Annotated in this window: 22 protein-coding genes; all 22 read left to right on the top strand. The window is 38.5% G+C overall.

What is annotated here, in order from left to right; all coding sequences use genetic code 11:
* Positions 1-805: 2-dehydropantoate 2-reductase (locus tag KKH91_06380; GenBank protein ID MBU0952428.1), on the top strand; the 805-nt coding region annotated here is incomplete at its 5' end.
* A complete protein-coding gene (gene nth / locus KKH91_06375) occupies positions 789-1,421 on the top strand; it encodes an endonuclease III (protein ID MBU0952427.1) in 633 nt (210 codons plus the stop codon). The genes KKH91_06380 and nth, both read left to right, overlap by 17 nt.
* Positions 1,422-1,493: 72 nt before the next feature.
* Complete coding sequence (locus KKH91_06370; GenBank protein ID MBU0952426.1) at positions 1,494-3,197, top strand: formate--tetrahydrofolate ligase; 1,704 nt, start codon at positions 1,494-1,496, stop codon at positions 3,195-3,197.
* Positions 3,198-5,216, top strand: a complete 2,019-nt coding sequence (gene rsxC / locus KKH91_06365) for an electron transport complex subunit RsxC (protein MBU0952425.1) — start codon at positions 3,198-3,200, stop codon at positions 5,214-5,216.
* Positions 5,210-5,812, top strand: coding sequence for a methylenetetrahydrofolate reductase C-terminal domain-containing protein (locus KKH91_06360; protein MBU0952424.1), 603 nt, complete (start codon positions 5,210-5,212; stop codon positions 5,810-5,812). The genes rsxC and KKH91_06360 overlap by 7 nt, the downstream gene beginning before the upstream one ends.
* A 21-nt stretch (positions 5,813-5,833) precedes the next feature.
* Positions 5,834-6,718: a methylenetetrahydrofolate reductase gene (locus KKH91_06355; GenBank protein MBU0952423.1), complete on the top strand. Its 885-nt coding sequence runs from the start codon at positions 5,834-5,836 to the stop codon at positions 6,716-6,718.
* 105 nt (positions 6,719-6,823) lie between these two features.
* On the top strand, positions 6,824-7,459 hold the full coding sequence (locus KKH91_06350) for a cyclodeaminase/cyclohydrolase family protein (GenBank protein ID MBU0952422.1): 636 nt from the start codon (positions 6,824-6,826) through the stop codon (positions 7,457-7,459).
* Between the two features lie 17 nt (positions 7,460-7,476).
* Positions 7,477-9,447 (top strand): HD-GYP domain-containing protein, encoded by a 1,971-nt coding sequence (locus tag KKH91_06345; GenBank protein MBU0952421.1) that lies wholly within the window; start codon positions 7,477-7,479, stop codon positions 9,445-9,447.
* Positions 9,428-10,378, top strand: coding sequence for a bifunctional 5,10-methylenetetrahydrofolate dehydrogenase/5,10-methenyltetrahydrofolate cyclohydrolase (locus KKH91_06340; protein ID MBU0952420.1), 951 nt, complete (start codon positions 9,428-9,430; stop codon positions 10,376-10,378). Before KKH91_06345 ends, KKH91_06340 begins: the two co-directional genes overlap by 20 nt.
* A 14-nt stretch (positions 10,379-10,392) precedes the next feature.
* Entirely contained in the window at positions 10,393-10,812 is a 420-nt protein-coding gene (locus KKH91_06335) for a secondary thiamine-phosphate synthase enzyme YjbQ (protein ID MBU0952419.1), read from the top strand.
* Between the two features lie 60 nt (positions 10,813-10,872).
* Positions 10,873-11,112: a hypothetical protein gene (locus KKH91_06330; GenBank protein ID MBU0952418.1), complete on the top strand. Its 240-nt coding sequence runs from the start codon at positions 10,873-10,875 to the stop codon at positions 11,110-11,112.
* Positions 11,103-12,407 carry an orotidine 5'-phosphate decarboxylase gene (locus KKH91_06325; GenBank protein ID MBU0952417.1) on the top strand — a complete coding sequence of 435 codons (1,305 nt, stop codon included), beginning with the start codon at positions 11,103-11,105 and terminating at the stop codon, positions 12,405-12,407. The genes KKH91_06330 and KKH91_06325 overlap by 10 nt, the downstream gene beginning before the upstream one ends.
* Entirely contained in the window at positions 12,404-13,444 is a 1,041-nt protein-coding gene (locus KKH91_06320) for a methionine synthase (protein MBU0952416.1), read from the top strand. The genes KKH91_06325 and KKH91_06320 overlap by 4 nt, the downstream gene beginning before the upstream one ends.
* A gap of 29 nt (positions 13,445-13,473) precedes the next feature.
* The gene (locus tag KKH91_06315) at positions 13,474-14,433 is read left to right on the top strand and encodes a 6-phosphofructokinase (protein ID MBU0952415.1); all 960 of its coding nucleotides are present in this window, start codon (positions 13,474-13,476) and stop codon (positions 14,431-14,433) included.
* On the top strand, positions 14,430-15,023 hold the full coding sequence (locus tag KKH91_06310; GenBank protein ID MBU0952414.1) for a DUF799 family lipoprotein: 594 nt from the start codon (positions 14,430-14,432) through the stop codon (positions 15,021-15,023). The genes KKH91_06315 and KKH91_06310 overlap by 4 nt, the downstream gene beginning before the upstream one ends.
* Positions 15,024-15,039: 16 nt before the next feature.
* The gene (locus KKH91_06305; GenBank protein MBU0952413.1) at positions 15,040-15,966 is read left to right on the top strand and encodes a CsgG/HfaB family protein; all 927 of its coding nucleotides are present in this window, start codon (positions 15,040-15,042) and stop codon (positions 15,964-15,966) included.
* Complete coding sequence (locus KKH91_06300) at positions 15,966-16,982, top strand: mechanosensitive ion channel family protein (protein MBU0952412.1); 1,017 nt, start codon at positions 15,966-15,968, stop codon at positions 16,980-16,982. Before KKH91_06305 ends, KKH91_06300 begins: the two co-directional genes overlap by 1 nt.
* A 22-nt stretch (positions 16,983-17,004) precedes the next feature.
* Positions 17,005-19,191 carry a CO dehydrogenase/CO-methylating acetyl-CoA synthase complex subunit beta gene (gene cdhC, locus KKH91_06295; protein MBU0952411.1) on the top strand — a complete coding sequence of 729 codons (2,187 nt, stop codon included), beginning with the start codon at positions 17,005-17,007 and terminating at the stop codon, positions 19,189-19,191.
* Positions 19,192-19,289: 98 nt separating this feature from the next.
* Positions 19,290-20,633: an acetyl-CoA decarbonylase/synthase complex subunit gamma gene (locus KKH91_06290; protein ID MBU0952410.1), complete on the top strand. Its 1,344-nt coding sequence runs from the start codon at positions 19,290-19,292 to the stop codon at positions 20,631-20,633.
* Positions 20,633-22,561, top strand: coding sequence for a DUF4445 domain-containing protein (locus KKH91_06285; GenBank protein ID MBU0952409.1), 1,929 nt, complete (start codon positions 20,633-20,635; stop codon positions 22,559-22,561). Before KKH91_06290 ends, KKH91_06285 begins: the two co-directional genes overlap by 1 nt.
* Positions 22,558-24,219 carry a site-specific DNA-methyltransferase gene (locus KKH91_06280; GenBank protein ID MBU0952408.1) on the top strand — a complete coding sequence of 554 codons (1,662 nt, stop codon included), beginning with the start codon at positions 22,558-22,560 and terminating at the stop codon, positions 24,217-24,219. The genes KKH91_06285 and KKH91_06280 overlap by 4 nt, the downstream gene beginning before the upstream one ends.
* 4 nt (positions 24,220-24,223) lie before the next feature.
* On the top strand, positions 24,224-25,715 hold a 1,492-nt coding region (locus KKH91_06275; GenBank protein MBU0952407.1), incomplete at its 3' end, for a DEAD/DEAH box helicase family protein.

The raw sequence follows: 25,715 nt of genomic DNA, 5'->3' as shown, positions 1-25,715 counted from the left end.
TAAAAACCCGGAAAGAACAGCTGTTATTAAAAAAAACGGAATCAAAATATCCGGCTTAACAAAGAAGAATACAAAAACCAAAATAACAACAAACCCAAATGAAATAGGAACCGCAAATCTTGTCCTGATTTTCGTGAAATCCTATGATACTGAATCCGCTACAAAATCCGTCTTACCCTGCATAAATAAAGAAACGATCATCCTTTCTCTCCAAAATGGCCTTGGTAATATTGAAATAATCAGAAAATATTCAGTCAATAATGTTTTTGCGGGAATTACTGCCATTGGCGCGACTCTTATCGGCTGGGGGAAAGTTAAACATGCCGGGAAAGGAGCGACGATAATCGGAAAAAGCGGCAGGGCTAAAGAAATTGCAAAAACATTCAATAAAACCGGAATTGTTATAAAAATCAACAATAATATTGATTCAATTATTTGGTCAAAACTTGTACTAAATTCCGCTATTAACCCTTTGGGGGCAATTACCCAGATGAAAAACGGAGAGCTTATAGAAAATTGTTATATTAAAGACAGTTTAATTCAAACTGTAAAAGAAACAGCAATGATAGCTAAAGATCTGGGTATAAAACTGCTCTATAAAAATCCAGAGAAAGAAGTTGTAAATGCATGTAAAAAAACAAAAAACAATACAAACTCCATGCTACAGGATATTTTAAATAGAAAACAGACAGAAATTGAATATATTAACGGGGCCATAATAAAACAAGCGGAAAAACTTAAACTTGAGGCACCTTTGAATAAAAACCTTTATTCAAGAGTAAAATCCATTGAAAAAAAACCCTGAAATAATCCAAATAATTAACCGCCTGAAAAAAACTTATCCTAAGGCAAAAACTGCACTAAATTTTACTAGCCCGTTAGAGATTCTCGTAGCAACAATCCTTTCTGCACAATCTACTGATAAGCAGATAAATAAAGTGACTTTACTGCTTTTTAAGAAATACAAAACAGTAAAAGATTATACAGAAGCTAATTTGAAAGAATTCGAGCAAGATATTAAATCAACCGGTTTTTACCATAATAAAGCAAAGAATATAATAGGATCTGCCAAACTCTTACTCAAACACTTTAACGGCGCTGTACCAAAAACAATGGATGAACTTGTAACTCTTCCTGGAGTTGCCAGAAAAACAGCTAATATTGTTTTAAATAATGCGTATGGTATAGTTGTCGGGATTGCAGTAGATACGCATGTGAAAAGGTTATCCTACCGGCTGGGGCTGACAAAAAATGAAGATCCTGTCAAAATTGAGCAAGATCTCATGGCCCTTGTACCAAAAGCTGATTGGGGTATTTTCAACTCACTGCTTGTAGAACACGGCAGAAATATATGCGACGCAAAAAAACCAAAATGCAGTGAATGCATATTATCCAATATTTGCCCAAAAATCGGCATATAACCTTTACTTTTAATCCCCAGTTTGGTATAATTTTTTACATCAGAAACATACTAATTATTAGGGGATAATTTCATGAAAACCGCAGTTCCGTCTGACCTGGAAATAGCACAATCAATAAAACTAAAACCAATAACAGAAATCGCAAAATCTACCGGTATTAACGAAGACGAATTAGAACTTTATGGCAATACAAAAGCAAAAATTAAGCTTGAAACTCTCAAAAGAATAAAGAACAATCCTCAGGCCAAATACGTAGACGTCACTGCCATAACACCCACCCCTCTTGGTGAAGGAAAAACTGTCACAACAATAGGCGCTTCGCTTGGGCTCGCAAAAATTGGAAAAAAAGTAATCACTTGTATCAGACAGCCTTCTTTAGGACCGGTTTTTGGCATTAAAGGCGGAGCGGCAGGCGGCGGATATTCCCAGGTACTTCCGATGGAAGATTTTAATCTTCATTTAACAGGTGATGTGCATGCTATCAGTTTAGCGCACAACCTTGGGATGGCTTTTCTCAACAATGCTATCTACCGCAGGCAATTAGATATAGACCAGAAAAAAATTTTATGGCGTTATGTTGTAGATATCAGCGACAGGTTCTTGCGCAACATAGTAACAGGCTTGGGCACTACCGATGATGGTATTCCGTTGTCCACGGGTTTTGATATTTCAGTAGCCAGCGAAATTATGGCGATACTTGCCCTTACCACCGATTTAAAAGATATGCGTAAAAAAATAGGTAAAATGGTAATGGCATTCACTCATGACAACAAACCCGTAACCGCTGAAGACCTCAAAGTTGCAGGCGCAATGACAGCCTTAATGGTTGATGCAATAAAACCAACACTGCTTCAAACAACCGAGTATACTCCCTGCTTTGTACATGCCGGGCCTTTCGCAAACATTGCGCACGGAAATTCTTCTATTATTGCGGATCAAATTGCTGTCAGGCTTAGCGAATATGTGGTTACTGAATCCGGGTTTGGCGCAGACATTGGCATGGAAAAATTCATGAATATAAAATGCCGATATTCCGGGCTTGTGCCTAACTGTGTTGTTATGGTTTGCTCAATAAGAGCTTTAAAGATGCATAGCGGCAAGTTCAAAGTTGTTGCCGGCAAACCGCTGGATGAGGGCTTAATCAAAGAAAATTTGGGCGCAATTGAAGAAGGAATTTGCAATCTTGAAAAACAGATTGAAAATGCGCGTTTGCACGGAGTTCCTGTAGTTGTGGCCATAAACAAATTTTCTACTGATACGGACAACGAAATTAAACTTATAGAAAAAAAATCAAAAGAATTCGGTGCAGAAGCCGCAGTTTTAAGCGAGGTCTGGGAAAAAGGCGGCAACGGCGGAAAAGAACTTGCTGATGCAATAGTAAAAGCTTGTGAAAAACCCGTTAAATTCCAGCATCTTTATTCACTTGATATGTCCATAAAAGACAAAATTCACACTATAGCTACAAAAATTTACGGCGCAAAAGATGTCCAGTATTCAGCCTTGGCTGAAGAAAGAATAAAGCTTTACACACAAAACGGATGGGACAAATTGCCGATATGTATGGCAAAAACTCATCTTTCTTTGTCCCATGACCCGACTTTAAAAGGCAGGCCAAAAGGTTTTACTTTAACAATAAGAGATATCAGAGCATCGATAGGGGCAGGATTTTTATATCCCCTTTGCGGAGAAATGAGGACCATGCCGGGCCTTCCATCTGTACCTGCCGGAACAAAAATTGATATTGACGACCAGGGCCGTATAGTAGGATTATTTTAAATGCTAATGGATTACACAAAATTCAGATTAAAACCGGACGAGGAAATCCTGGAAGCTTTTTCAGGCAAGGAAAAAATATTTCTTATATCCTGCAAAAAGTGTTACAGGGAATATACGCACGAAGATGGAGAAAGCGAGGAATGCAGTACCTTGCCAAAGTTCCTTAAAGACAATAATAAGAAATTTACGGGATGTATAGACGTAGATTTTCTTTGTAATTTGCATCATACCAAGCAAATTCTTGCTGGTGCAAATTTAAAAGATTCTCAGGCCGTCGGTGTTTCATCATGCGGACTGGGTATTCAATCAGTAGCTGAGATAGTTGATTCTTTGCCAGTCTATGCAATTGCTGATTCAATACCTCAGGCAAACAATAATACCTGCTTAACTGCCTATCACGGTATAGCCCTGACACCTCAAAAATGTGCCGGATGCGCGCAATGTTATTTAAATCTCACGGGGGGCATTTGCCCGATAGTTGACTGTTCAAAAAGCCTGGTTAACGGACAGTGCGGCGGGGCAAAAAACGGCAAATGCGAAGTAAAAAGCAAAAAAGGAACCACAAAAGACTGCGCTTGGGAAAAGATTTATTTTAGATTGTCAAAACAAAACACGCAGATTGACAATATCACGAAATCAATCCAGCTAAGAGATAACTCAAAACCAATGTTTTCAACCGTAAACACCTGTTTGAAAACCAATATAGAAAAAAGAAACCAGAATTTCTACGGCGGAATATATCCCTTTGAATTCAAAGAAACTACTGAATATAAGGCAATCGAAACATTCCCTGAACCGGATTTAGTAATAATTCCGTTATCACAGCACACAGGCGCGCCTTGTGAGCCCATTGTAAAAGCCGGGGACAAAGTAAAAAAAGGCCAGAAGATAGGTGATTCGAAATCATTTATATACGCTCCGGTTCATTCAAGCGTAAGCGGGGAAGTAATTTCCATTGAAGAAACAATACATCCCCTGATTCAAAAAAAAGTGTTTGCTGTCAAAATCAAAAATGACAAGAAAAATGAACTTGATAAATCAATAAAATCTGTCAGTAATTTTGAGTCACTCTCTAAAGATGAACTTATAGATATTATCCGGGACAAAGGTATAGTGGGCATGGGCGGAGCCATGTTCCCGACCTATGTAAAACTTCAGCCGCCTAAACCTGTAGACACTCTGCTAATCAATGGGTGTGAATGCGAGCCTTACCTTACTTCCGACTATAGAGTAATGGTTGAAAAGAGCGGCGAACTTATTACCGGTATCAAAATATTAATGAAAATACTTGATGTCAATAAAGCTATTATCGCTATAGAAGGCAATAAACCGGAAGCAATTGAAAAACTTAAAATAAAAGTTTCTGGGTTTGATAAAATCACTATTGCAGAATTGCCCACAAAATACCCGCAAGGAGCGGAAAAAACATTAATTAAAAAAATACTGGGCAGGGAAGTCCCCGCGGGAAAGTTGCCTCTTGATATCGGGGTTGTTGTTTCAAATGTGGGCACTGTTGCGGCGATAAATGACGCAGCAGTAAACGGCATGCCACTAATTGAAAGAATTGTAACTGTATCTGGCAAAAAATGTATAAAACCCGGGAACTATTTGATTAAAATCGGGACACCGATTAAAAATATCATAGATTTTTGTTTTTCGCCTGATTCGGATTGTGTATTTAAAATGGGCGGGCCCCTGATGGGAGTAATCCAAACAACAGCTGATTCTCCGGTAATAAAAGGGTCCAGCGGTTTAATCGCTGTAAAAAAACAAGAGATTGAGCCTATAGAGAACAGAGCCTGCATTAAATGCGGCAGATGTGTTGACGTTTGCCCTATGGAGCTTTATCCTTTATTTTACGCCTTATTCAACACGCAACACAGGTATGAAGACAGCGAAAAACAAAATATAAAGTCCTGCATAGAATGTGGATGCTGCGACTACATCTGTTCGTCAAAAATTCCGTTAGTTAAGATAATAAAGGATACTAAGCTGATACTACAGAAACCAAAATGTTAATTACGCAACTTAAACCAAAAGAAGAACTGATTGTAAAACTTGAAGCGCCCATTTTCATTTTCAAATGCATCGGGTGCAAGGAAGTTTATTTTCCTGCCATTGAAATAGATTCTTTCATCAAAGAACTTAACCAGAACATTTCCGGCAACGTAACCCTAGACTATATATGCAACGATGATTTCGCAAGCAATTATATTAAAAAACACATAGAAGAAATAACGAACTCAAAATCTATACTTGTTTTCTCTTGCGGTGTAGGCGTTCAGACAATTGCAAAACTTCTGGAAGAAAAAATTGTTTTAACCGGCTGTGACACGCTTTATTTAAATGGTTTTCAAGGCGTTACCGTCCAACCCAATAATTGCGGCCAATGCGGAGAATGTTATTTGAATTCCAACGGAGGGATTTGCCCTATAACCGCCTGCAGCAAAAGCCTCCTCAATGGTTCTTGCGGCGGGGCAAAAAACGGCAAATGTGAAGTCAGTAAAGAAATGGATTGCGGCTGGGAAAGAATCTACAGAAAATTAGAGAAAGTTCAGGACACCCAAAGAATCTCAAAATCTATCAGAGTGCGCGACTATTTTAAATTAATTTAATTTCTTGAAAGAGAAAAAATTATGAAGCTAAAAGAACTTTTTGACAAAGGCAAATTCGTTATTACTTCCGAAGTAGGCCCTCCGAAGGGCTGGCAGATTGACAAAACAATCCATGAAGCAGAAAGCCTAAGGGGAATTGTTGACGCCATTAATGTTACCGATAACCAGTCTTCCGTAATGCGTTTCGGTTCATTAGCTTGCTGCCATCTGATAAAAGATAAAGGATTGGAACCTGTGTTTCAGGTTACCTGTCGCGACAGAAACCGCATTGCTCTTCAGTCTGACATTTTAAGTGCAGCTGCTTTTGGCATTGAAAACATGCTTTTACTTACCGGCGACCATACAACTCTTGGCGACCATAAAGACGCAAAACCGGTTTTTGACCTGGATTCAGTATCCTTGACATATGCAGTTAAGAAGCTTGAAGGCGGTATCGACCTGGCAGGAAATAAACTCGAAGGCGAGCCCCCAAAATTTTGTATCGGAGCTGTTGTTTCGCCTTGTGCAGACCCGATTGAACCTCAACTAATAAAAATGGAACATAAAATCAAAGCAGGAGTTCAATTTTTTCAAACTCAGGCAGTTTATGAAGTAGATAAATTTGCAAAATTTATGGAAAAAGCTAAAAGCTGGGGAATTCCGGTAATGGCGGGTATAGTTATTCTCAAAACAGCTGGGATGGCAAAATTCATGAATGAAAATGTAGCAGGCATTCACGTACCTGATAATTTAATAGAAGAGCTTAAAAAAGACAAAGAAAAAACCAAATCAGGCCAGACAGGAATAGAGATTGCGGCAAAACTGATAAAAGACCTCAAGCCTCTCTGTCAGGGGATACATTTAATGCCTCTAGGCTGGGACGACAAAGTGCCAAAAATCCTTGAACTGTCCGGGATAAATAAATGAGCCAACAAATTCATAAAGATTTTAATGAAAACTAGAGTTTAAAAAAATGGGATTTTTCTCAAAATTCAAATTGAAAAAGTTCCTGGCAAAAACGCTTAAGAAAGAATGAACAAACATATTGAACAACCTCTTAACAAATATTTAGATGCGTTAGCGGCAAAGATCCCTTCCCCGGGCGGGGGCAGTGCTGCCGCATTAGTTGCATCTACGGGAGTGTCTCTGCTATGCATGGTCGCAAATTTTACTATTGGCAAAAAAGGCTACGAAGAACACCAGCCTGAAATCAAATCTATACTTGCTAAGCTTGAAAGCAATCGTTTAAAATTGAATGAACTTATAGATAAAGACACTTACGTTTACGAAAAAGTTTCTGTCGCTTACAAACTTGCAAAGAACACGGACGAAAAAAAAACTCAAAGGGAACTATCAATCCAGGCAGCATTGAAAGAAGCAATATCTGTCCCCTTTGAAATTATAGAAATTTCCATTAATTCTATTCCTGAGGCTCATAAATTAGTCAAAATGGGTAATAGGAATCTTATCAGTGACATAAGCTGCGGCATGTTTTTTTTAAAAAGTGCTATAGAAGCGGCCCGCGATAATGTAACAATTAATCTCAATAGCGTCAGTGATAAATCATTTGTTAATAAAAAAAAGGATGCGACGGAATCATCAATCAATAATATTTTTCCTGAAATTGACAAAATTATTAATTCAGTTAACGCCATATTAAATACTTAACGAAATAGGAAAAAAGAATGTACTATCCTTTCCTGGGGAAATTATACTTTATCTGTGCTATAACGACATTCATCCTAATGATATACACTTTTTTCAGAACCAAGAGAAGTGCATTGCACGTCGAATTTACCGTAGTCCTTGGGGCAATAACTATAGCTTTTATATCCAAAAGCTTACTTTTTTTTACTCAATCTCAATCTATGTGGCTTTTAGCTGAAAGAATTGTCCTTTCTTCAAATTTCTTTTGTTGCGCAACGATCGTTTTGATGGTTTATAGCTATTTGGAGAAAGAAATAGACTTAAAGCTTATAACATTTCTTTATTTTACTGCGTTAATTTTATGTTTTGTTGTTTTCACTCCCTATGGTATTCAAAAGGTAACGAGTATATTTCCATTAAGGAGAATAAACGGTTTTGCTCTTGTCTTTGTAAAAATTTTAGTTCAAACCTATATAATCTATTCAGGTTACTTGATTGCGGCTAATTATTTTAAACTACAGGGGTCAAGAAAGCCCCAAATTCAATATTTTCTTATTGGTCTTATAACTTTAATGATTGCAGGTACTATTACGTTCACAATTTTATCCACTTCTCAAAACAATATAAACGTTGCTACTTTTGCCATAATTTTACTCTTTATACCCCTGGGAATAATTACTTACTCACTCTCTCCCTCATTACTGAACACAGAATTTATGTTTTTTAACGTTTTTAAATATTCGTTCCTAGCAGTAATCTTAATTAGTTGCGAACATATATTTTTCCATCTATTGCATCTGGGCCATACGATGTCGCTTATAATGTCTATAGGAATCAGCGGAGCGATATATTTTACTTTCTACAGGGATAACGAAATATTTCTGGTTATTGAACGTTTTGTCTTAAAAAAAAGAACCCGTTATTATCAACTGTTAAATGAAACTTCAAAAGCTGTTGTTACGATTTTGGATATAGATAAACTATGCGATTATGTTATCAACTCAATACATAATGCATTAGGGTCTGAAAAAATAGCTGTCTTTTATGTGGAAAAAATTCAGAACAAAACTTTGCTTAAACTGCAATGTTCTTACGGTCTTGACTGCGTAAAAACAAACTATATTTTTAATCAAAAACTCATTCAGTTGCTTGAAACAAATAAACAACCGCTCATTCTTGATACAGCTTTCCAAGCATTACCAAAACAGGAATATAATGACATTATCAATGAGCTAAGCGTGTTTGGCGCAATGCTCGTTTTACCATTAGTCAGTAAAAATGAACTAATAGGAATAATGACTATTGACCAGAAAAAGTCTGACGGCACTATTTTTGATATTCAGGATGTTGAAATACTTGAAACTTTGGCAAACAATCTGGGTATAGCCATTAAAAACGCAAAACTATACAAAGACCTTGATGATATCTATATTAGAATAACAAGAGCACTCTCGCAGATACTCGAGACTAAAGACACATACACAGTCGGGCATTCTGATAATGTTACAAAATATGCGATTGCAATCTCAAAAAAACTTAATCTGCCGGAAATGGAAATAGTAAAAATCGCTCAAGCGGCTATGCTTCATGACTTGGGGAAAATAGGAATACCCGATTACATTTTGGAAAAACCTACAAAACTAACTCCTGCTGAATGGGAAGAAGTTAAACTACATACGGTAAAAGGCGCAAAGATTCTTGAATCTCTTCCGTTTCTGAAAGAAGTGTCAGAAACAGTAAAACACCATCATGAACATTACAATGGTTCCGGTTATCCTTCGCATATAAAAACGAGAGAGATTCCGCTCGGATCCCAAATACTTGGAGCCGCAGACGCATTTGATGCCATGACCACTGAACGCCCTTATAAAAATAAAAAATTAGATATTGATCAGGCCGTAAGCGAACTTATTAAATACAGCGGCACTCAATTTAACCCTGAAATAGTAAAAGTATTTATTGAATATATAAAAGAAAAGAGGGACAACTATGGCGGCACAGCTAATTGACGGCAATAAAATCGCAGACAAAATAAAAAACGAAACAAAATCAGAAATTGCCGGCTTATCAGCCAAACTTGGAAAAAAACCTTTCCTCACGGCGATTCAAATAGGTAAAAATGCAGCAAGCAGTGTTTACGTAAAAAATCAAAAATCATCCTGTGAAGAACTAGGAATTGATTATAGATTAATCGAACTGCCTCAGGAAACAGATGAAAGAAAAGCAGTTCAAACCATAAAAGAACTTAATTCGGATAATTCTGTCAATGGTATAATCCTGCAAATGCCTGTTCCGCCGCATATAAATGCACGCAACGTCCTGGTTGAAATTGCGCCAGAAAAAGATATTGAGGGTATTACACCTCTAAATCTTGGCAAGTTATTATACGCCGGGGTAAACCCGGTTATTGCGCCCTGTGCCGCTCTTTCTGTTATCGAATGCTTAAAATCAATAGCTATCGAACTTAAGGGCAAAGAAACTGTAATTGTAGGCCACAGCGAGATTGTAGGGAAACCTATTTTACTGATGCTTTTATCTTCATTAACTGAGTCTCTTACGCCCACTGTTTGCCATATAGCAACAAAAAACCTAGCCAGCCATACTTTAAGAGCGGATATACTAATAGTTGCCGTGGGAAAAGCAAGCTTTATAAAAGGAAACATGATAAAAGAAGGCGCTATTGTTATTGACGTAGGAATAAACCGCATTAAGTTAACAAATGCTGATGGTAATCCAGTTATAGATGAAAAATCCGGTAAACCTAAAATGAAAACTGTCGGCGATGTCGATTTTGAAAAAGCTTCAAAAAAAGCCTCGTTTATAACACCTGTCCCGGGCGGGGTTGGAGCTGTAACAACTGTGCTTTTAATGAAAAATCTCCTTCATTTGTGGAAACAACAGTCAGGCGATGCGGTTTCCGCATCGTACAAAATACTTTAAGGAGCCTATAAAAAATGAATATAGTTAATGCAAAAATAAATTTTTCTACCCAGGGTAACAATCAGATTGTTGATATTACTGAACAAGTCAAAAACGAACTTAAAAAATCTAAACTATTAAGCGGTATAGCAACGATTTTCGCTCCCGGAGCAACCGGCGCAATTACTACAATGGAATATGAGCCAGGCTTGGTCAAAGATTCCCAGAAATTCATTAACCAGCTGGTCGACGATAAAGGACAGTTCAACCATGATTCAGGTAATCCAAAAGGCAATGCGCCTGCCCATATCAGGGCTTTTTTGTTTGGCCCCTCCATAACAGTGCCTTTTGAAAACGCAGGGTTCCAGCTTGGAACCTGGCAGCAGATTGTATTTATAGACTTTGACAATCGACCAAGAAACAGGGAAATAATAATTAAGTTTTTGGGCAATTAAGAGAGGTAAGTACCCAATATCCTTCCAAGCGGATAGCATTGGGTATTAGAGAGGTAAAAAATGGTGTCTTTGACGGAAATTACAGTTACAATCACGGTGATAGTTTTTATAGTTATCCTGATTATCCTTGCAAAACTGAGCAACCAGCTGGATAACCAGGCTAATATGATAAAACAAATTGCCAGAAAACTTGTTGAACAGGAAGAGACAAATAAATGGATGGTAGATCTCATGCGCGATAAATTTGAAAAAATATCAAATAAAATTGAAGGAAAAACTGACGATATACAATGGAAATAAAAAAACCTATCTTACAAGTAGCCCTCGATTTTGTAGATTTAAACCGCGCAATTAAACTTGCCCAGGAAGCTGTTGAAGGCGGCTGCGACTGGATCGAAGCCGGAACACCTCTTATTAAATCTGAAGGCCTTAATGCAATTAGAGAACTAAGAAAAGCATTCCCCGGTAAAACCATAGTCGCTGACATGAAGATAATGGATGTTGGCAGGACCGAAGTGGAAATTGCTGCAAAAGCCGGCGCGAATATCGTCTGCGTGCTGGGATGCGCTCATATGGAAACTATTAAAGAATGCGTTGATGCCGGCAAAAATTACGGCGCGCGGATAATGGTAGACATGCTTGAAGTAAAAAACATTCCTGAATTAGTAAAACAGGTTGAAAAATTAGGTGTAGCTTATATCGGAGTTCATATACCAATCGACGAGCAGATGACCGGAAAAATATCTTTTGATACGGTAACAAAAATTGCAAAAATAACCAAACTGCCTATTGCAATAGCCGGAGGCATAAATTCCGAAAATGCGGCAGACGCAGTCAAAGCCGGAGCTTCAATAATAATTGCGGGAGGTTCTATTACAAAATCAAAAGACGCTAAAAAAGCCGCTTTTGATATAAAGAAAGCTATCACCCAAAAAATAAAAATCAAATCAGAACTTTTTAAGCGGGTTACATCTGAAAATGCCAATGAAATTGGTGCAATACTAAATAAAACATCTGTAGCAAATGTCTCAGATGCTCTCCATAGGGCATTGCCGCTCAAAGACATTTACTCAGTATTTAACGGAGTAAAAATATTCGGGCCGGCTGTAACCGTAAGAACTTACCCCGGGGATTGGGCAAAACCTGTTGAAGCCATTGATTTGGCAAGTAAAGGAGACGTTATAGTAATTGATGCCGGCGGTGTTGAACCTGCAGTATGGGGCGAGTTAGCCACAAGTTCGGCCATACAAAAAAAATTGGGCGGGGTTGTTATACATGGCGCCATCCGCGATGTTACAGATATACGGAAGTTAAAATTCCCTGCGTTTGCAAAAAAAATAACACCCCAGGCCGGTGAACCAAAAGGTTTTGGTGAGATAAATATCCCTATTGTAATATCGGGTGTACCAGTTTCGCCCGGCGACTGGATAGTTGGAGATGATGACGGAGTTATTGTTATCCCAAAAGAGAAACTTGCCGAAACCACCAACCGCGCAATGGATGTCCTGGAAAAAGAAAATAGAATCAGGGAAGAAATTCACCGCGGTAATACACTTGCGAAAGTTGCTCAGTTGCTAAAATGGGAAAAAAAATGAAATTCAAAGGAATACCGACCACTCTAGGAAGCGTACCCTTTAAATCAGCTCCTGAGGCTGTGAAACTATTATTTAAATATACTCCCGAATTGCCTGCCTGGCCGCAGTTGCCAAAACGCAGTTTTAAAGAAAACATGTATGCACAGTTTTCGGAAAATTTTCCTGGAATCATAGTAAATGAAAAAGAAGAAACAATTTGCGTCGATACCCAAAAAGCATTCAACAGCCTTGAAATGTTTTACGAACATTATCTGTCAAGTGATTGGGATTATTTTTCAATTTCAGAAGGGTATGCCGCTGGTTTTTATGAATTGAAATCTCAAATTTCAAATTTGAAATCTGGAATCCTTGGCTTAAAATGCCAGATTACCGGCCCGCTCACTTACGGCCTGACAGTAAAAGACGAAAAAGGCCAGGCAATATTTTATAACGAGCAATTAAAGGATGTCGTGCTAAAACACATAGCTTCAAAATCTTTATGGCAAATAAAACAAATTTCAAATTTCAAATTTGAAATTCCTATAATCTTGTCTCTAGACGAACCCTATTTGGCCGCTTATGGCAGCGCATTCACGGCAATATCGCGGGAAGATGTGATTAATTCACTGTCTGAAGTCATTCAAACCATAAAAAATAATGCCGGCAACATACTGATAAGCGTCCACTGCTGCGCCAACACGGACTGGTCGGTTTTAATTGACAGCGGAGTTGATATACTTTCGTTTGATGCTTATAATTTTTTTGACAGCTTGCTCCTCTATAAAGAGAAAATGAAACATTTTATTGACAAAGGCGGAATCCTTGCCTGCGGAATTATTCCAACAAATGAAGAACAAATCACTAAAGAAAATCCCGGCGCTCTTGCGGATAAACTAAAAAAGGACCTTGAAAAACTTTCTGCAAAAGGTATTGATAAAAATAAGTTGTACAACCAAATACTAATTACTCCGGCCTGCGGGCTGGGAAGCTTAAGCAGTGAAAATGCAGAAAAAGCGTTAATGATGCTTTCTGAAACATCAGCAAACTTTAAATCATAATTTTGGATCCCGGAAGGGAGGAGAAAATCATGCATATTGCCGTTATAACACCAGGGGGAGACGCACCCGGAATGAACGCCGCCATCCGGAGTGTTGTGCGTATTGGTTCATCCTACGGATTTGAAACAACAGGAATACAACTCGGCTATGCCGGATTGCTTAAAGAAGATTTCATCTATCTGGACAGGCGATCTGTCGGAGGAATTATCCAATGGGGCGGTACCATTTTGAAAAGCTCGCGCTGTGAAGAAATAAGGACCAAAACCGGAATTGAAAAAGCCGCAAAAATACTCTTAAAGCATAACATTGATTACCTTGTCATAATCGGAGGGGATGGTACTTTTAAAGCCGGCCAGAAAATCTCAAAAACTTCCGGGATCCCTGTAATAGCCATACCGGCCACAATTGATAACGACATCTTTGGAACCGATGAAACAATAGGTTTTGACACCGCTATAGATACCGCAATAGACGCCATAGATAAAATCCGCGACACAGCAGCGAGCTTTGAGCGTATCTTTCTGGTAGAAGTCATGGGAAGGGAACACGGATTTCTCGCCATTAATATCGCCTTGGCTTCAGGCGCAGAATTTGTTCTTATTCCTGAAATGAAATATAATATAAACACAATCTCAGAAAAAATCATAAAAATGAAAGAAAATGGAAAAAAATCCATTATAATCATATTTGCAGAAGGCGCCGGGAACGCTACTGAGGCAGCAAAAAAAATCGAGGCGATCACAAGCTTCCCTGCCAGAGTCAGTAACCTCGGCTACATTCAACGGGGAGGAAGCCCTTCAGCCAGGTCAAGGATTTTAGGTACTCAATTTGGCAATTATGCAATTGACCTTATCCGAAAAAAGAAAAAGAACCGCGCAGTTGTGATGCAGAATTGCCGGATAACTGACATCGACTTGAAACTTGTAACATCAAATGAAAAGAAAATCGATTTATCCCAACTGGATATAATCGGAAAGGTAGCGATATGAAACTTATTAAACTCTTTTTGATTGTTTTAACCATTGCTTCGCTGTACGGATGCACCCACGTTATTAGAGAACCTCTTCCTCAAATAAAAGTTGCTATACTGCCGATGGATAATCAGACAACAAATATGGACGGCCCCAGGCTGGTTCGTGAAAAGTTTTACAGAAGAATGCAGGAGAAATACGGCTACATAACCCAGCCTATTGAAGAAACTGACGCTTTATTAAAGGAAATGGGCATAACTGACGGCGGCCAGCTGAATTCTGTAAAACCACAGGATGTAGGAAAGAAACTCAATGTTGACGCCTTGATTTACGGGAATTTACTTGTTTTTAAACCAGTCAGGGTATCTTTGGGCGCTGTCTTAAAGGTAAGTTACCGAATGCTTGATACAAATACCGGAGGAACTCTCTGGGAAACCGAAGACGGCATTTCGGCATTATCAAAAATAAACCCTAATGAATCTATTGCTGAGAATTTACAAAATTTGTTTAAACGGGCGGCTGTCGAAAAGGTAGTCCGCATTCCATTGGACGAAGAAACTTACAGGCTTACGCGCCGCATAGCGGCTCAAATGCCGGAAAGATATTAAATTTAGGAGGTCTCACATGAAGTTCAAATTGTTAGTTGTAAGTTGTTTTGTAGCAGGTTTAATAGCAGGGTGCGCGCCAAAAACCACTATTAAAGAACAAGCCACTGCCGTAAACGTAAGGAGTGAAATAAAAGAAGGCCAGCAGGTAGGCCCAAGGAAAAAAATTGCAGTAATAGCCTTTGAGAATAAAACAGCCTACGGCCAAACCAGGCTGGGCAGTTCTGCAAGTGATATTTTAACCACAGAACTGGGAAAATCAGGCAGGTTTATTTTAATTGAAAGAGAGAAACTTGATAAAATTATGGCAGAAAAAAACCTTCAGCAATCAGGCGCAATTACTCCTGACCAGGCAGCAGCGACAGGCAAGGTACTTGGGCTTAACGCAATAGTAACAGGAAGCATATCTCAATTCGGCGTAAAAACCGAAGGTGAAGACTATCTCGTTTATGAATCAAAAAAACAAATAGCGGAAGCTACGGTAGATTTAAGAATAGTTGATGTTTCTGACGGCAAAATACTCTGGACAGATTCAGGGAAAGGCGTTGCACAGAAAAAAGTTTCGGCCACTTTGGGAATGGGCGGCAGGTCCGGGTATGATGAAACCCTTGAAGGTGAAGCCTTAAGAGCGGCAATTGTAAAATTTGTCAATAATATAATTGAAAAAATCGACAAAATGGACTGGTATTGTTATGTAGCTGAAGTGGACAATGATAACATTTATCTTGATTCAGGAAAAGAATCAGGCATTGCCGTAAATTCTAAACTTAAAGTAACGCGCCCGGGAAAGCCAATTGTCAGCAAATCAACCGGAATAACAATCGGCAATGTAGAAAATGATGTCGGAACTATCGAAATAGTAAAGTATCTCGGTGAAAACGGCGCTGTAGCAAAAGTTATTTCCGGTGATAAACCGCAATCCGGTGATATTTGCAGGGTAAAATAATGCATAAAGATTTATTGGTTGCTTTTATCGTTTTTGGAGTAGTTTTCGGCGCAGGGTATGCATTGCGTCAGATGTTGTTTAAATTTCTGATAAACTGGTCTTTGAAAACCAAAACCAATATTGACGCTATAGTAATTGCTTCAATTAAAACACCTTTTCTTTTTTGGGCGGCGCTTCTGGGTATCGCGTTCGCTACCAGAGCTACTTCTTTATCGCCGAATATTACTATATTCATTGATAAAGTGGCCATCGCCATATGGGTGATTTCACTTACATTGGTAGTCTCAAAAATAATGGGTGAAACCATAAAAACCTATTCGGATAAATTCCATACATCGGCGCTTCCGGTTACCACTCTTACTACGAATGTAGCGAATATAATCATTTTCATTGTAGGTTCGCTTATAATACTGAATCTGCTGGGGATTTCAATTGCTCCGATTCTAACAACTTTAGGTATCGGCGGCTTGGCGGTGGCCCTGGCATTACAGGAAACTCTGTCGAATTTGTTTGCGGGTATCTATACAATTCTTACAAAACAGATAAACGTGGGCGATTATATTCTCCTTGATTCAGGACAGGAAGGTTATGTTGATGATATCGGCTGGCGCTCAAGCCGTATCAGGACCCTTCCAAACAATATAATAATTATCCCGAACAATAAACTTTCCCAGGCGATAGTCACAAATTATTTTCAGCCTGAAAAAGAACTTGCAATTACGCTGGATTTTCACGTTGATTATAAAAGCGACCTGGAGAAAGTTGAAAAGGTGACTATTGAAGTAGCGAAAGATGTTATGAAATCAATCCAGGGCGGTATTGCAGATTTCGAGCCTTTTGTACGTTTTAATTCTCTTAACGATCTTGGGATTAAGCTTACTGTTATTTTGAGAGTTAGGGAATTTGCCGACAAATATGTTATAGTACATGAGTTTATCAAACGCCTAAAAAACAGGTACGACAAAGAAAATATTATTGTTCCGATTCCATCCAGGAATGTAAATATAAATAAGTAACTATTAAAGAGGTAAATGCCTCATGTTACAGATCGTTTTTGACCTTGCTTTAAGCGGCGCAAAAAAAATCGTATCAATAGCGGACGAATTGCTGGTGAAAGCTGTTAAAGAAAAAGGGCCAGGGCAAAAAGTTGAATTCCCTGAAACGGCCTTCTATTTCCCTATGGCTTACGCATTGCTGGGGCATGAAGTAAAAACACTAAATGACATTTCTGTTCCTTTAAATGAAGCTAAATCACTGATAAAGCTGGAAACTTCCGTAAATTCCAGGCTTGCAAGACTGGGCGTGCTGGAAAGCGGGCTTTCTGCTTTGCTTGGAGCGGAAATTATAACCGGCATTAAATACCTCTATAAACAGGAGCCGCAGCCGGACTGCGAAGGTTTTTTCCCGGATACGATATTAAGAACGCTTGGAATCCAGCTTGTTGACGGCAGGCTTCCGGGTTTTGCCGCTATTTTGGGCGCTGCACCGGATAACAAAACAGCCGTTGAACTTATCCGTGAATTTCAAAAAAGAAATATTTTAATGTTTGTAGGCGCTTCATCAAACGGAAAATCAATAATTGACCAGTTAAAAGAAGAAAAAGTTGAAATGGGCTGGGATAATTACATAGTGCCTTACGGCAGGGATACAGCGTCGGCAATTTATCCTCTTAACTGGGCTATACGCGGCGCTATGACTTTCGGCGGAGTTAAACCTGGTAACGCAAAAGAATGCCTGGCATATACCAAAGAGCGTGTATTCGCCTTTGGATTAACACTTGGGCCGCTGGATGATATAAAAGTTGCCGCCGGCGCCGGGGCCATTGACTTGGGCTTCCCTATAATTGCAGACACTGAAGTACCTGAAATCTTATCTTCAGGCCTCACTACGCACGAAACGCTCGTTAAAGAGTTAAACTATAAAAAAATCGTCCCGCGCTGTATTGAAGTCCGCGGCGTAAAAGTTAAAATGTCAAAAATTCCTATTCCTGTGCCTTTTGCAGCCGCTTTCGAAGGAGAAAGGGTCAGAAAAGAACAGGCTCATGTTGAGTTCGGCGGAAAACATTCAACTGCATTTGAATATTTACGCATGAAAAATATGGATGAGGTTGAAGACGGCAAAATTGAAATAATCGGCCCTGACGCTGATACTGTTAAACCTTCGGATAAAGGGCCGGCTGCGCTTCCTTTAGGAATAGTTGTAGAAGTTGCCGGAAGGAAAATGCAGAAAGATTTTGAACCGGTTCTTGAAAGGCAAATCCATCATTTTATTAATTTCGCTATGGGCATTTTTCATATGGGCCAGCGAGACCAGATTTGGGTCAGGATCAGCAAGGATGCGTTCTCAGCAGGATTCCGCCTTAAACACATGGGCGAAATATTGCACGCTAAACTGCTCGAGGATTTTCCTGCGCTTGTAGATAAAGTGCAGGTTTTAATTTATACAGACAAAGAGAAAGTTGAAAAATTGCTTCCCGATATTCAAAAATCGTTTGAAACCAGGGATCAAAGATTAGCTGACCTTACGGATGAATCAGTGGATCTCTTTTATTCCTGCACGCTGTGCCAAAGTTACGCGCCAAATCATGTATGCGTGATTACACCGGAAAAACTGGGGCTTTGCGGAGCGTATAACTGGCTTGACGGTAAAGCCGCCTATGAAATCAACCCGAAAGGCATGAACCAGCCGATTAAAAAAGGGGAACTTCTTAATGCTGTTTGCGGCGAATGGAAAGGCGTAAATGAATTTGTTTTTGATAATTCTCATAAATCAATTGAAAAATTCAACAATTACGCGATAATGGAATCCCCGACTACTTCCTGCGGTTGTTTTGAATGTATTGTTGCCGTGCTTCCTGAATGCAACGGCGTAATGGTAGTAAACAGGGGCTATACAGGCATGACGCCTATCGGTATGACATTTACAACCCTGGCAGGTTCAGTAGGCGGCGGTAACCAGACGCCCGGCTTTTTAGGCGTCGGGAGAATTTACCTTGCCAGCAAAAAATTTCTTGTACCCGAGGGCGGATTTCATAGAATAGTCTGGATGCCTAAAGAACTCAAAGAAATTCTTAAAGATAAACTCACAAAACGCGCACAGGAACTGGGCACCCCTGATTTTGTTGATAAAATTGCGGATGAAACAATTGCAACAGAATCGGCAGAATTGCTGGAATTTTTGAAAAAATGCAATCACCCTGCCCTAAAACTGCCGCCGTTACTATAACCATAAACCCCCTTAATCCCCCTTTCATAAAGGGGGAGATCATCCCCTCTTTTTGAAAGAGGGGAACGAGGGGAGTTAATAAAAACAGGAGAATACATATGGCCCTAACTGGATTAGACATTTACAAACTGCTGCCTAAAACAAACTGTAAAAAATGCGGATTTCCTACCTGCCTGGCATTTGCTATGGGCCTTGTGGGAAAAAAGACGTCGCTTGATAAATGCCCGGATATAACCGAACAGGCCAAAGAAGCCCTCGCTTCAGCCAGCGAGCCGCCAATCCGCACAATTGTGATAGGCGCAGGAGAAAACAAAATTGAAATCGGCGGAGAAACAGTGCTTTTCAGGCACGAAAAGACATTTTTTCACCCTTGCGGGCTGGGAATACTTATCAGCGATCAAATATCTGCAGGCGAGCTGTCAGACAAAATCAACAAATTTAATAACCTCAAATTTGAGCGCGTAGGCCAAAAAGTTAAATCGGAGTTCATTGCTATAAAAAATGATTCTGAAGACAAAATAAAATTTGCAAATGTTGTAAATGAAGTAAAAACTAAATCGGAAGCCCTTTTAATACTCTTAAGCGATAATATTTCAAACCTGAAAGAAGCCCTTAAAAAAGCGGGGGATGTCCGCCCGGTAATCGGCCCTGCAACAGCCTCAAACCAGGAAGCAATTACAGCCCTTGCTAAAACGCATAATGCAGTATTGCTGGTTTCCGGAAAAGGCCTTGAAGAAATAAATACCATCACTCACAAAATAGCCGCATCAGGCTACAAAGAAATCGTAATTGACCTTTCAAATTCAAAGGAAACACAAGCTCTTGATAATCTCACGCAAGTGAGACGCCTCGCGTTAAAGAAAAGCTTAAGGTCTTTGGGTTATCCTACGCTGTTATTTTCTTCTGGAAAGAATAATTACGAGCATATCAGTTATGCTTCCATGGCAATTGCGAAATACGGTAGTATTGTTATCCTGCCTGAACCTGACGCAACAGTATTCCTGCCATTAGTGACTCTGCGCCAGAATATTTATACGGACCCTCAAAAGCCTGTTACGGTTGAACCTAAACTTTATGCCATCGGCGGTACGCCAAACGATAAATCACCGTTAATTGTGACAACAAATTTTTCGCTGACTTATTTCACGGTTGAACCGGAAATACTAAATGCAAAAATGCCAACCTGGCTGCTTATAGTTGATACCGACGGGCTTTCGGTGCTTACAGCCTGGGCGGCAGAAAAATTTCATGCTGAAAAAGTGCTTGATGCAATGAAAAAAACAAATGTTGAAAACACCGTTTCGCATAGAAAGATAATCATACCCGGTTATGTTTCTGTAATGAGCGGGAAATTAGCCGAAGTTTCCGGATGGGAAGTGCTTATCGGGCCCCGCGAAGCAAGCGGAATTCCTAAATATTTACGTTCAACCTGGCAGGGCTAATGCTCCACAAAGTAAAATTCCTTCAATACAAAAAAGAAGTTGAAATACCGGACAACACCGACCTGCTCTCTGCTATAATTAAAGCCGGGATCGAAATACGTTCTACCTGCGCCGGCCAGGGCACCTGCGGCGCCTGTAAAGTACAAATCAAATCCGGCGAGTATTTCACTTCCGCCTCGCCTTGGATTTCTAAAGAGGAAAAAAATGCCGGTTTTGTATTAGCCTGCCAGACAGCGGTATTAGGCGATATGGTTGTAGATATCCCGGCAGAAACAAAACTGGAAAAAATCCAGGCGATAGGCTCTGACGATGCAGATGATTTTGAAGATTCTGAAAATCTGCCTGAAACCGCAACTCAATTAGAAGAAAACAAATATTCCTTCCAGCCGATTGCACGAAAAATTCATTTAAATATTCCTGAACCGTCCCTTGAAGATATCACACCCGACTTTGAAAGGTTAAAAAGGGAACTGACTGCAAAAACAAACATTGAAAACTTCACTATAAACCTGGCATTACTGCGGGCGCTCAGCAAATTCTTAAGGCAATCAAAGTGGGAGGTAACCGTAAGTATTGCGGAATTTAACGGGACTTTTGAAATCATACACCTGGAAGCCGGGGACACAACAAAAAATTCTTACGGTATCGCTCTTGATATTGGCACAACAACCGTAGTCGCTTATTTAACTGATTTAAATACCCAAAAAATTGTTGCTTCAAAAGGCACTTATAACCTGCAAATGTCTTTTGGGGAAGATGTAATCACAAGAATGATCTTTGCGGGACAAAAAGATGGGCTTCAAAAACTTCAAAAATCAGTACATGACACAATCAACAGCCTTTTACACGCTCTTATTACTGAAAACGAAATTTTCCACAACGATATACTGGCTATTACTGTTGCAGGCAATACAACTATGATTCACCTATTTTTAGGAATAAGCCCTGAATTTATCCGCAAAGAACCCTATATACCGTCAATTAATTTTCCGCTATCTGTTTATGCCTGCGAACTTGGGATAAAAATTAATCAAAGGGGAATAATTTCCTGCCTTCCGGGTGTGGCTTCCTATGTAGGCGGAGATATCACAGCGGGGGTACTTGCCTGCGGCATGCAAAATTCAACTGAAAATTCATTATTGATAGACCTTGGCACTAACGGCGAAATAGCGCTGGGTAATAGTGATTGGATAGTTACCGCAGCATGTTCAGCAGGCCCGGCTTTTGAAGGAGTGGGGATAAAAAGCGGTATAAGGGCGGTTGACGGCGCAATCCAGGAAATAGAAATTTCCGATGATAAAAAAGAAGTCAAATACCAGACTATAAACAATAAAAAACCTAAAGGGATTTGCGGCACGGGTTTGATAGATATCCCGGCAGAATTATTGAGAAGGGGTATAATAAATCGTGACGGCAAGTTCGCCAGCGAGAAAATTTCATCCAGATTGAGAAGGAACATGGATGGCGAGCTGGAATTCGTAATTGCTTACGCTCCGGAGACACAGACAAATTCGGATATTGTGATTACTGAACCGGATATTGCGAATCTTATCCGTTCAAAGGGCGCGATTTTCTTAGGAATCGAAGTACTTCTGCAGGAAATGAACCTGAAATTCGAAGATATAAACAAAATATATATTTCAGGCGGATTCGGAACTTATCTTGACATAGAAAAAGCAATCATGCTCGGACTGCTTCCTGATCTGCCGAGGAATAAATTTCAATTTATCGGAAATTCATCCATAACCGGCGCAAAAATATGTTTGCTTTCAAAAGAAGCCCGCGATAAAGCAAAAGAAACCGCAGAAAAAATGACTTACATAGACCTTTCTACCAATCCTAAATTCATGAATGAATACACTTCCACCTTGTTTTTGCCTCACACAAATATTGACCTATTCCCAAGCGTAAAGAATAAAATATTATGAAAAATAATTATCAAAACCTTTCAAAAGAAGAATTGATTGCAAAAATCCAGAATTTAGAAAAGCGCAAGAAATACGGTTTAGTTTGGGAAGATAAACCCGAAGAAGTGGTTGAGCTTTGCAAAGAGAAATTACCTGTACTGAAAGAAGTTAAAAGCAAAGAAATAATTACTGATAAAAACAAACCCGTAAATTTGTTAATCGAAGGGGATAACTACCACGCCCTTTCTGTCCTAAATTATACTCACGAAAAGAAAATTGATGTAATCTATATCGACCCACCTTATAATACAGGTGCAAAGGACTGGAAATATAACAATAATTTTGTTGACATCAATGATGCTTATCGTCATAGTAAATGGCTGAGCATGATGTCAAAAAGACTGCAAATGGCAAAGAGGTTACTAAAAAGCGATGGCGTACTTATTTGTGCTATTGATGACAATGAATTCTATCATTTAGGCTCATTGTTAGAAGAAATATTCTCAGGATATGAAATTCATTGCATAACTATAGTACACAACCCTAGAGGCATTCAAGGAAACAACTTTTCTTATACTCATGAATATGCATATTTCATTTTTAAAAAAAATCTTGACGCAATCGGTGCAAGAAAGATTAAAGAAGAAGACATCGACTGGAGTAATTTGAGAAACTGGGGAAGTGAATCATCAAGAAGTGATGCACGAAACTGTTTTTACCCTATAATTGTCAAAAACGACAAAATAGTTGACTTTGGTGAAGTTTTAAGCAATAACGTTCATCCCAAAAAGCAAACTGAACCGAAAAAAGGATGTTATTATGTTTACCCTATTGATAAAAATGGCATTGAAAGAAAATGGAGATATGCCCTTCAAAGCGTAAGCGAAGTAAAGCATTTACTAAGAGCAAAAAAAACAAATGGTGACGGTTATGAAATTGAAATAGGCAAAGATTTTGGAACAGTAAGAACAGTCTGGCAAGACAGTAGATATGATGCAAATGAATATGGCACAAAAATTGTCCATAACCTTGTTCCTTCTTCTCACTTTGATTTTCCTAAATCTGTATATAATACCTTTGACTGCATTGCACCAATACTCTATGAAAGGAAAAATGCAATTATTTTAGACTATTTTGCTGGTTCCGGAACCACTGGGCATGCCGTTTTAATGCTTAACAAAGAAGATAAAGGGAATCGTCAGTTTATTCTTTGTACAAACAACGAAAATAATATATCCGAAGAAATATGTTATCCAAGATTAAAAAAAGTTATAACGGGACACAAAGATTATCCTGACATAACAAATATTCAAGCTAACTTACGGTATTTCAAAACCGGTTTTGTTGAAGCTGAACCTACAGATGGAAACAAAAAGAAGTTAACAGAGGAAGCCACAGAAATGCTTTGTGTTAAAGAAGGAACATTTGAATTGGTTTTAAGCCAAAAAAAATACAAAATATTCAAAAATAATGGCCATTACACCGGAATCATTTTTGATCAATTGGCTATACCAGAGTTCAAGAAGAAAATAAAGGGCATTGATACAAAATTCAGCATTTATATATTTTCTTTGGGAGACGATACCTTTGACGAAGAGTTTGCTGACATGAAGCAAAAAATCCAACTTTCTCCAATCCCTGAAGCAATTTTAAAGGTCTACAGAAGGATTTTTAGGTAAAACAATGCAACTGAAAGATTATCAAGAAAAAGCGATGAAGGAATTATTAGCTAAATCCAAAAGCCTTTTGGGTTATACCGGAAGTAAGCGATTGGTTTTTAAAGCACCTACAGGCTCTGGTAAAACCATCATGGTGGCAGAATTCTTGAAATTACTTGTAGATGATAAAGAAATAAAACAGCAATTTTCCTTCATTTGGACCGCTCCAAGACAGCTGCATTCTCAAAGCAAAAATAAATTAGACGATTATTATCAAGGCAACAAAACATTGAAGTGTTCATTTTTTGAAGATTTAGATGATATTGAGATTGATGAAAATGAGATTTTATTTTTTAACTGGGAAAGCATCAATAAATCAGACAATATTTATATTCGTGAAAACGAAAAAGACAATAATCTTACTAATGTCATCAAAAACACAAAAGAGGAAGACAGGCAAATTATTCTTATTATTGACGAATGTCACCATCATGCAACCAGCGATATTTCAAAAAAACTAATAACAGACATCGAACCTAAACTTACAATTGAGGTATCTGCCACACCTATAGTTGAAAATCCTGATGAATCTGTCACTGTTCAGCTAGAAGACGTAAAAAAAGAAGGAATGATTAAAAAGGCAGTTATTTTGAATGCCGAATTTGAAAACATTTTAAAAGACAAAAAAATTCAAAGTAAACTGAGCCAGGGAACTGAAGAATTTGTGATTGACATAGCCCTTAAAAAGAGGACAGTTTTACTTAATAATTTTGAAAAAGAAAAACATGGACTCGTTCCAATTAACCCCTTAGTTTTGATTCAATTGCCTGACAGAAAAACAAATTTAGAAGATGTTATTAAAGAAAAGGTAATTAGACACTTAAAGAAAAATGGAATCACAACAGATAACGAAAAATTGGCAATATGGTTGTCCGGTGAACATGTTAACAAAGAAGATGTTGAAAGGATTGATAGTGATGTAGAAGTTTTGATTTTTAAACAAGCTATAGCATTAGGATGGGACTGTCCAAGGGCACAAATACTTGTTTTATTTAGGGACTGGAAAAGCATGGTTTTTTCTATCCAAACAATTGGACGCATTATGAGAATGCCAGAACCGGACTATGGCCATTATAATTCCGAAAATCTTAATTATGGCTATGTATATACAAATTTGGAAGATATTGAAGTTCAAGAAGATATTGCAAAAGATTATATCTCTATACACTCCAGCATAAGAAACTCTAATTATAAAGCGATAGATTTACTATCCTGTCATTCCAAAAGACAAAGAGAAAAAACAAGATTATCACCTTTATTTATTAACATATTTTTGAAGGAAACTGAAAAGTATAATTTGAAACAAAAAATTGATATTAAATCCAAAAAAGAAACACAAAGAATCATTTCAGACTGGGCTGAAGAAAATATTGATAACTTACCTAAAACGGTTATATCTGGGGATAAAACCATTAAATCAACAAATTATGAATTGCAGAAAACATTTGAATATTTCG

This window comes from Elusimicrobiota bacterium, from assembly GCA_018816525.1.
In the GTDB taxonomy this organism is placed as follows: Bacteria; Elusimicrobiota; Endomicrobiia; order CG1-02-37-114; family XYA2-FULL-39-19; genus OXYB2-FULL-48-7.
The sequence above is the reverse complement of the archived record's forward strand: the minus strand, read 5'-3'. Positions and strand labels throughout refer to the sequence as shown.

What these genes read in the sequence shown, in the direction of transcription:
- KKH91_06370 (MBU0952426.1), top strand. Translation starts at nt 1,494, where the DNA reads ATGAAAACCGCAGTTCCGTCTGACCTGGAAATAGCACAATCAATAAAA.
- rsxC (MBU0952425.1), top strand. Translation starts at nt 3,198, where the DNA reads ATGCTAATGGATTACACAAAATTCAGATTAAAACCGGACGAGGAAATC.
- KKH91_06360 (MBU0952424.1), top strand. Translation starts at nt 5,210, where the DNA reads ATGTTAATTACGCAACTTAAACCAAAAGAAGAACTGATTGTAAAACTT.
- KKH91_06355 (MBU0952423.1), top strand. Translation starts at nt 5,834, where the DNA reads ATGAAGCTAAAAGAACTTTTTGACAAAGGCAAATTCGTTATTACTTCC.
- KKH91_06350 (MBU0952422.1), top strand. Translation starts at nt 6,824, where the DNA reads ATGAACAAACATATTGAACAACCTCTTAACAAATATTTAGATGCGTTA.
- KKH91_06345 (MBU0952421.1), top strand. Translation starts at nt 7,477, where the DNA reads ATGTACTATCCTTTCCTGGGGAAATTATACTTTATCTGTGCTATAACG.
- KKH91_06340 (MBU0952420.1), top strand. Translation starts at nt 9,428, where the DNA reads ATGGCGGCACAGCTAATTGACGGCAATAAAATCGCAGACAAAATAAAA.
- KKH91_06335 (MBU0952419.1), top strand. Translation starts at nt 10,393, where the DNA reads ATGAATATAGTTAATGCAAAAATAAATTTTTCTACCCAGGGTAACAAT.
- KKH91_06330 (MBU0952418.1), top strand. Translation starts at nt 10,873, where the DNA reads ATGGTGTCTTTGACGGAAATTACAGTTACAATCACGGTGATAGTTTTT.
- KKH91_06325 (MBU0952417.1), top strand. Translation starts at nt 11,103, where the DNA reads ATGGAAATAAAAAAACCTATCTTACAAGTAGCCCTCGATTTTGTAGAT.
- KKH91_06320 (MBU0952416.1), top strand. Translation starts at nt 12,404, where the DNA reads ATGAAATTCAAAGGAATACCGACCACTCTAGGAAGCGTACCCTTTAAA.
- KKH91_06315 (MBU0952415.1), top strand. Translation starts at nt 13,474, where the DNA reads ATGCATATTGCCGTTATAACACCAGGGGGAGACGCACCCGGAATGAAC.
- KKH91_06310 (MBU0952414.1), top strand. Translation starts at nt 14,430, where the DNA reads ATGAAACTTATTAAACTCTTTTTGATTGTTTTAACCATTGCTTCGCTG.
- KKH91_06305 (MBU0952413.1), top strand. Translation starts at nt 15,040, where the DNA reads ATGAAGTTCAAATTGTTAGTTGTAAGTTGTTTTGTAGCAGGTTTAATA.
- KKH91_06300 (MBU0952412.1), top strand. Translation starts at nt 15,966, where the DNA reads ATGCATAAAGATTTATTGGTTGCTTTTATCGTTTTTGGAGTAGTTTTC.
- cdhC (MBU0952411.1), top strand. Translation starts at nt 17,005, where the DNA reads ATGTTACAGATCGTTTTTGACCTTGCTTTAAGCGGCGCAAAAAAAATC.
- KKH91_06290 (MBU0952410.1), top strand. Translation starts at nt 19,290, where the DNA reads ATGGCCCTAACTGGATTAGACATTTACAAACTGCTGCCTAAAACAAAC.
- KKH91_06285 (MBU0952409.1), top strand. Translation starts at nt 20,633, where the DNA reads ATGCTCCACAAAGTAAAATTCCTTCAATACAAAAAAGAAGTTGAAATA.
- KKH91_06280 (MBU0952408.1), top strand. Translation starts at nt 22,558, where the DNA reads ATGAAAAATAATTATCAAAACCTTTCAAAAGAAGAATTGATTGCAAAA.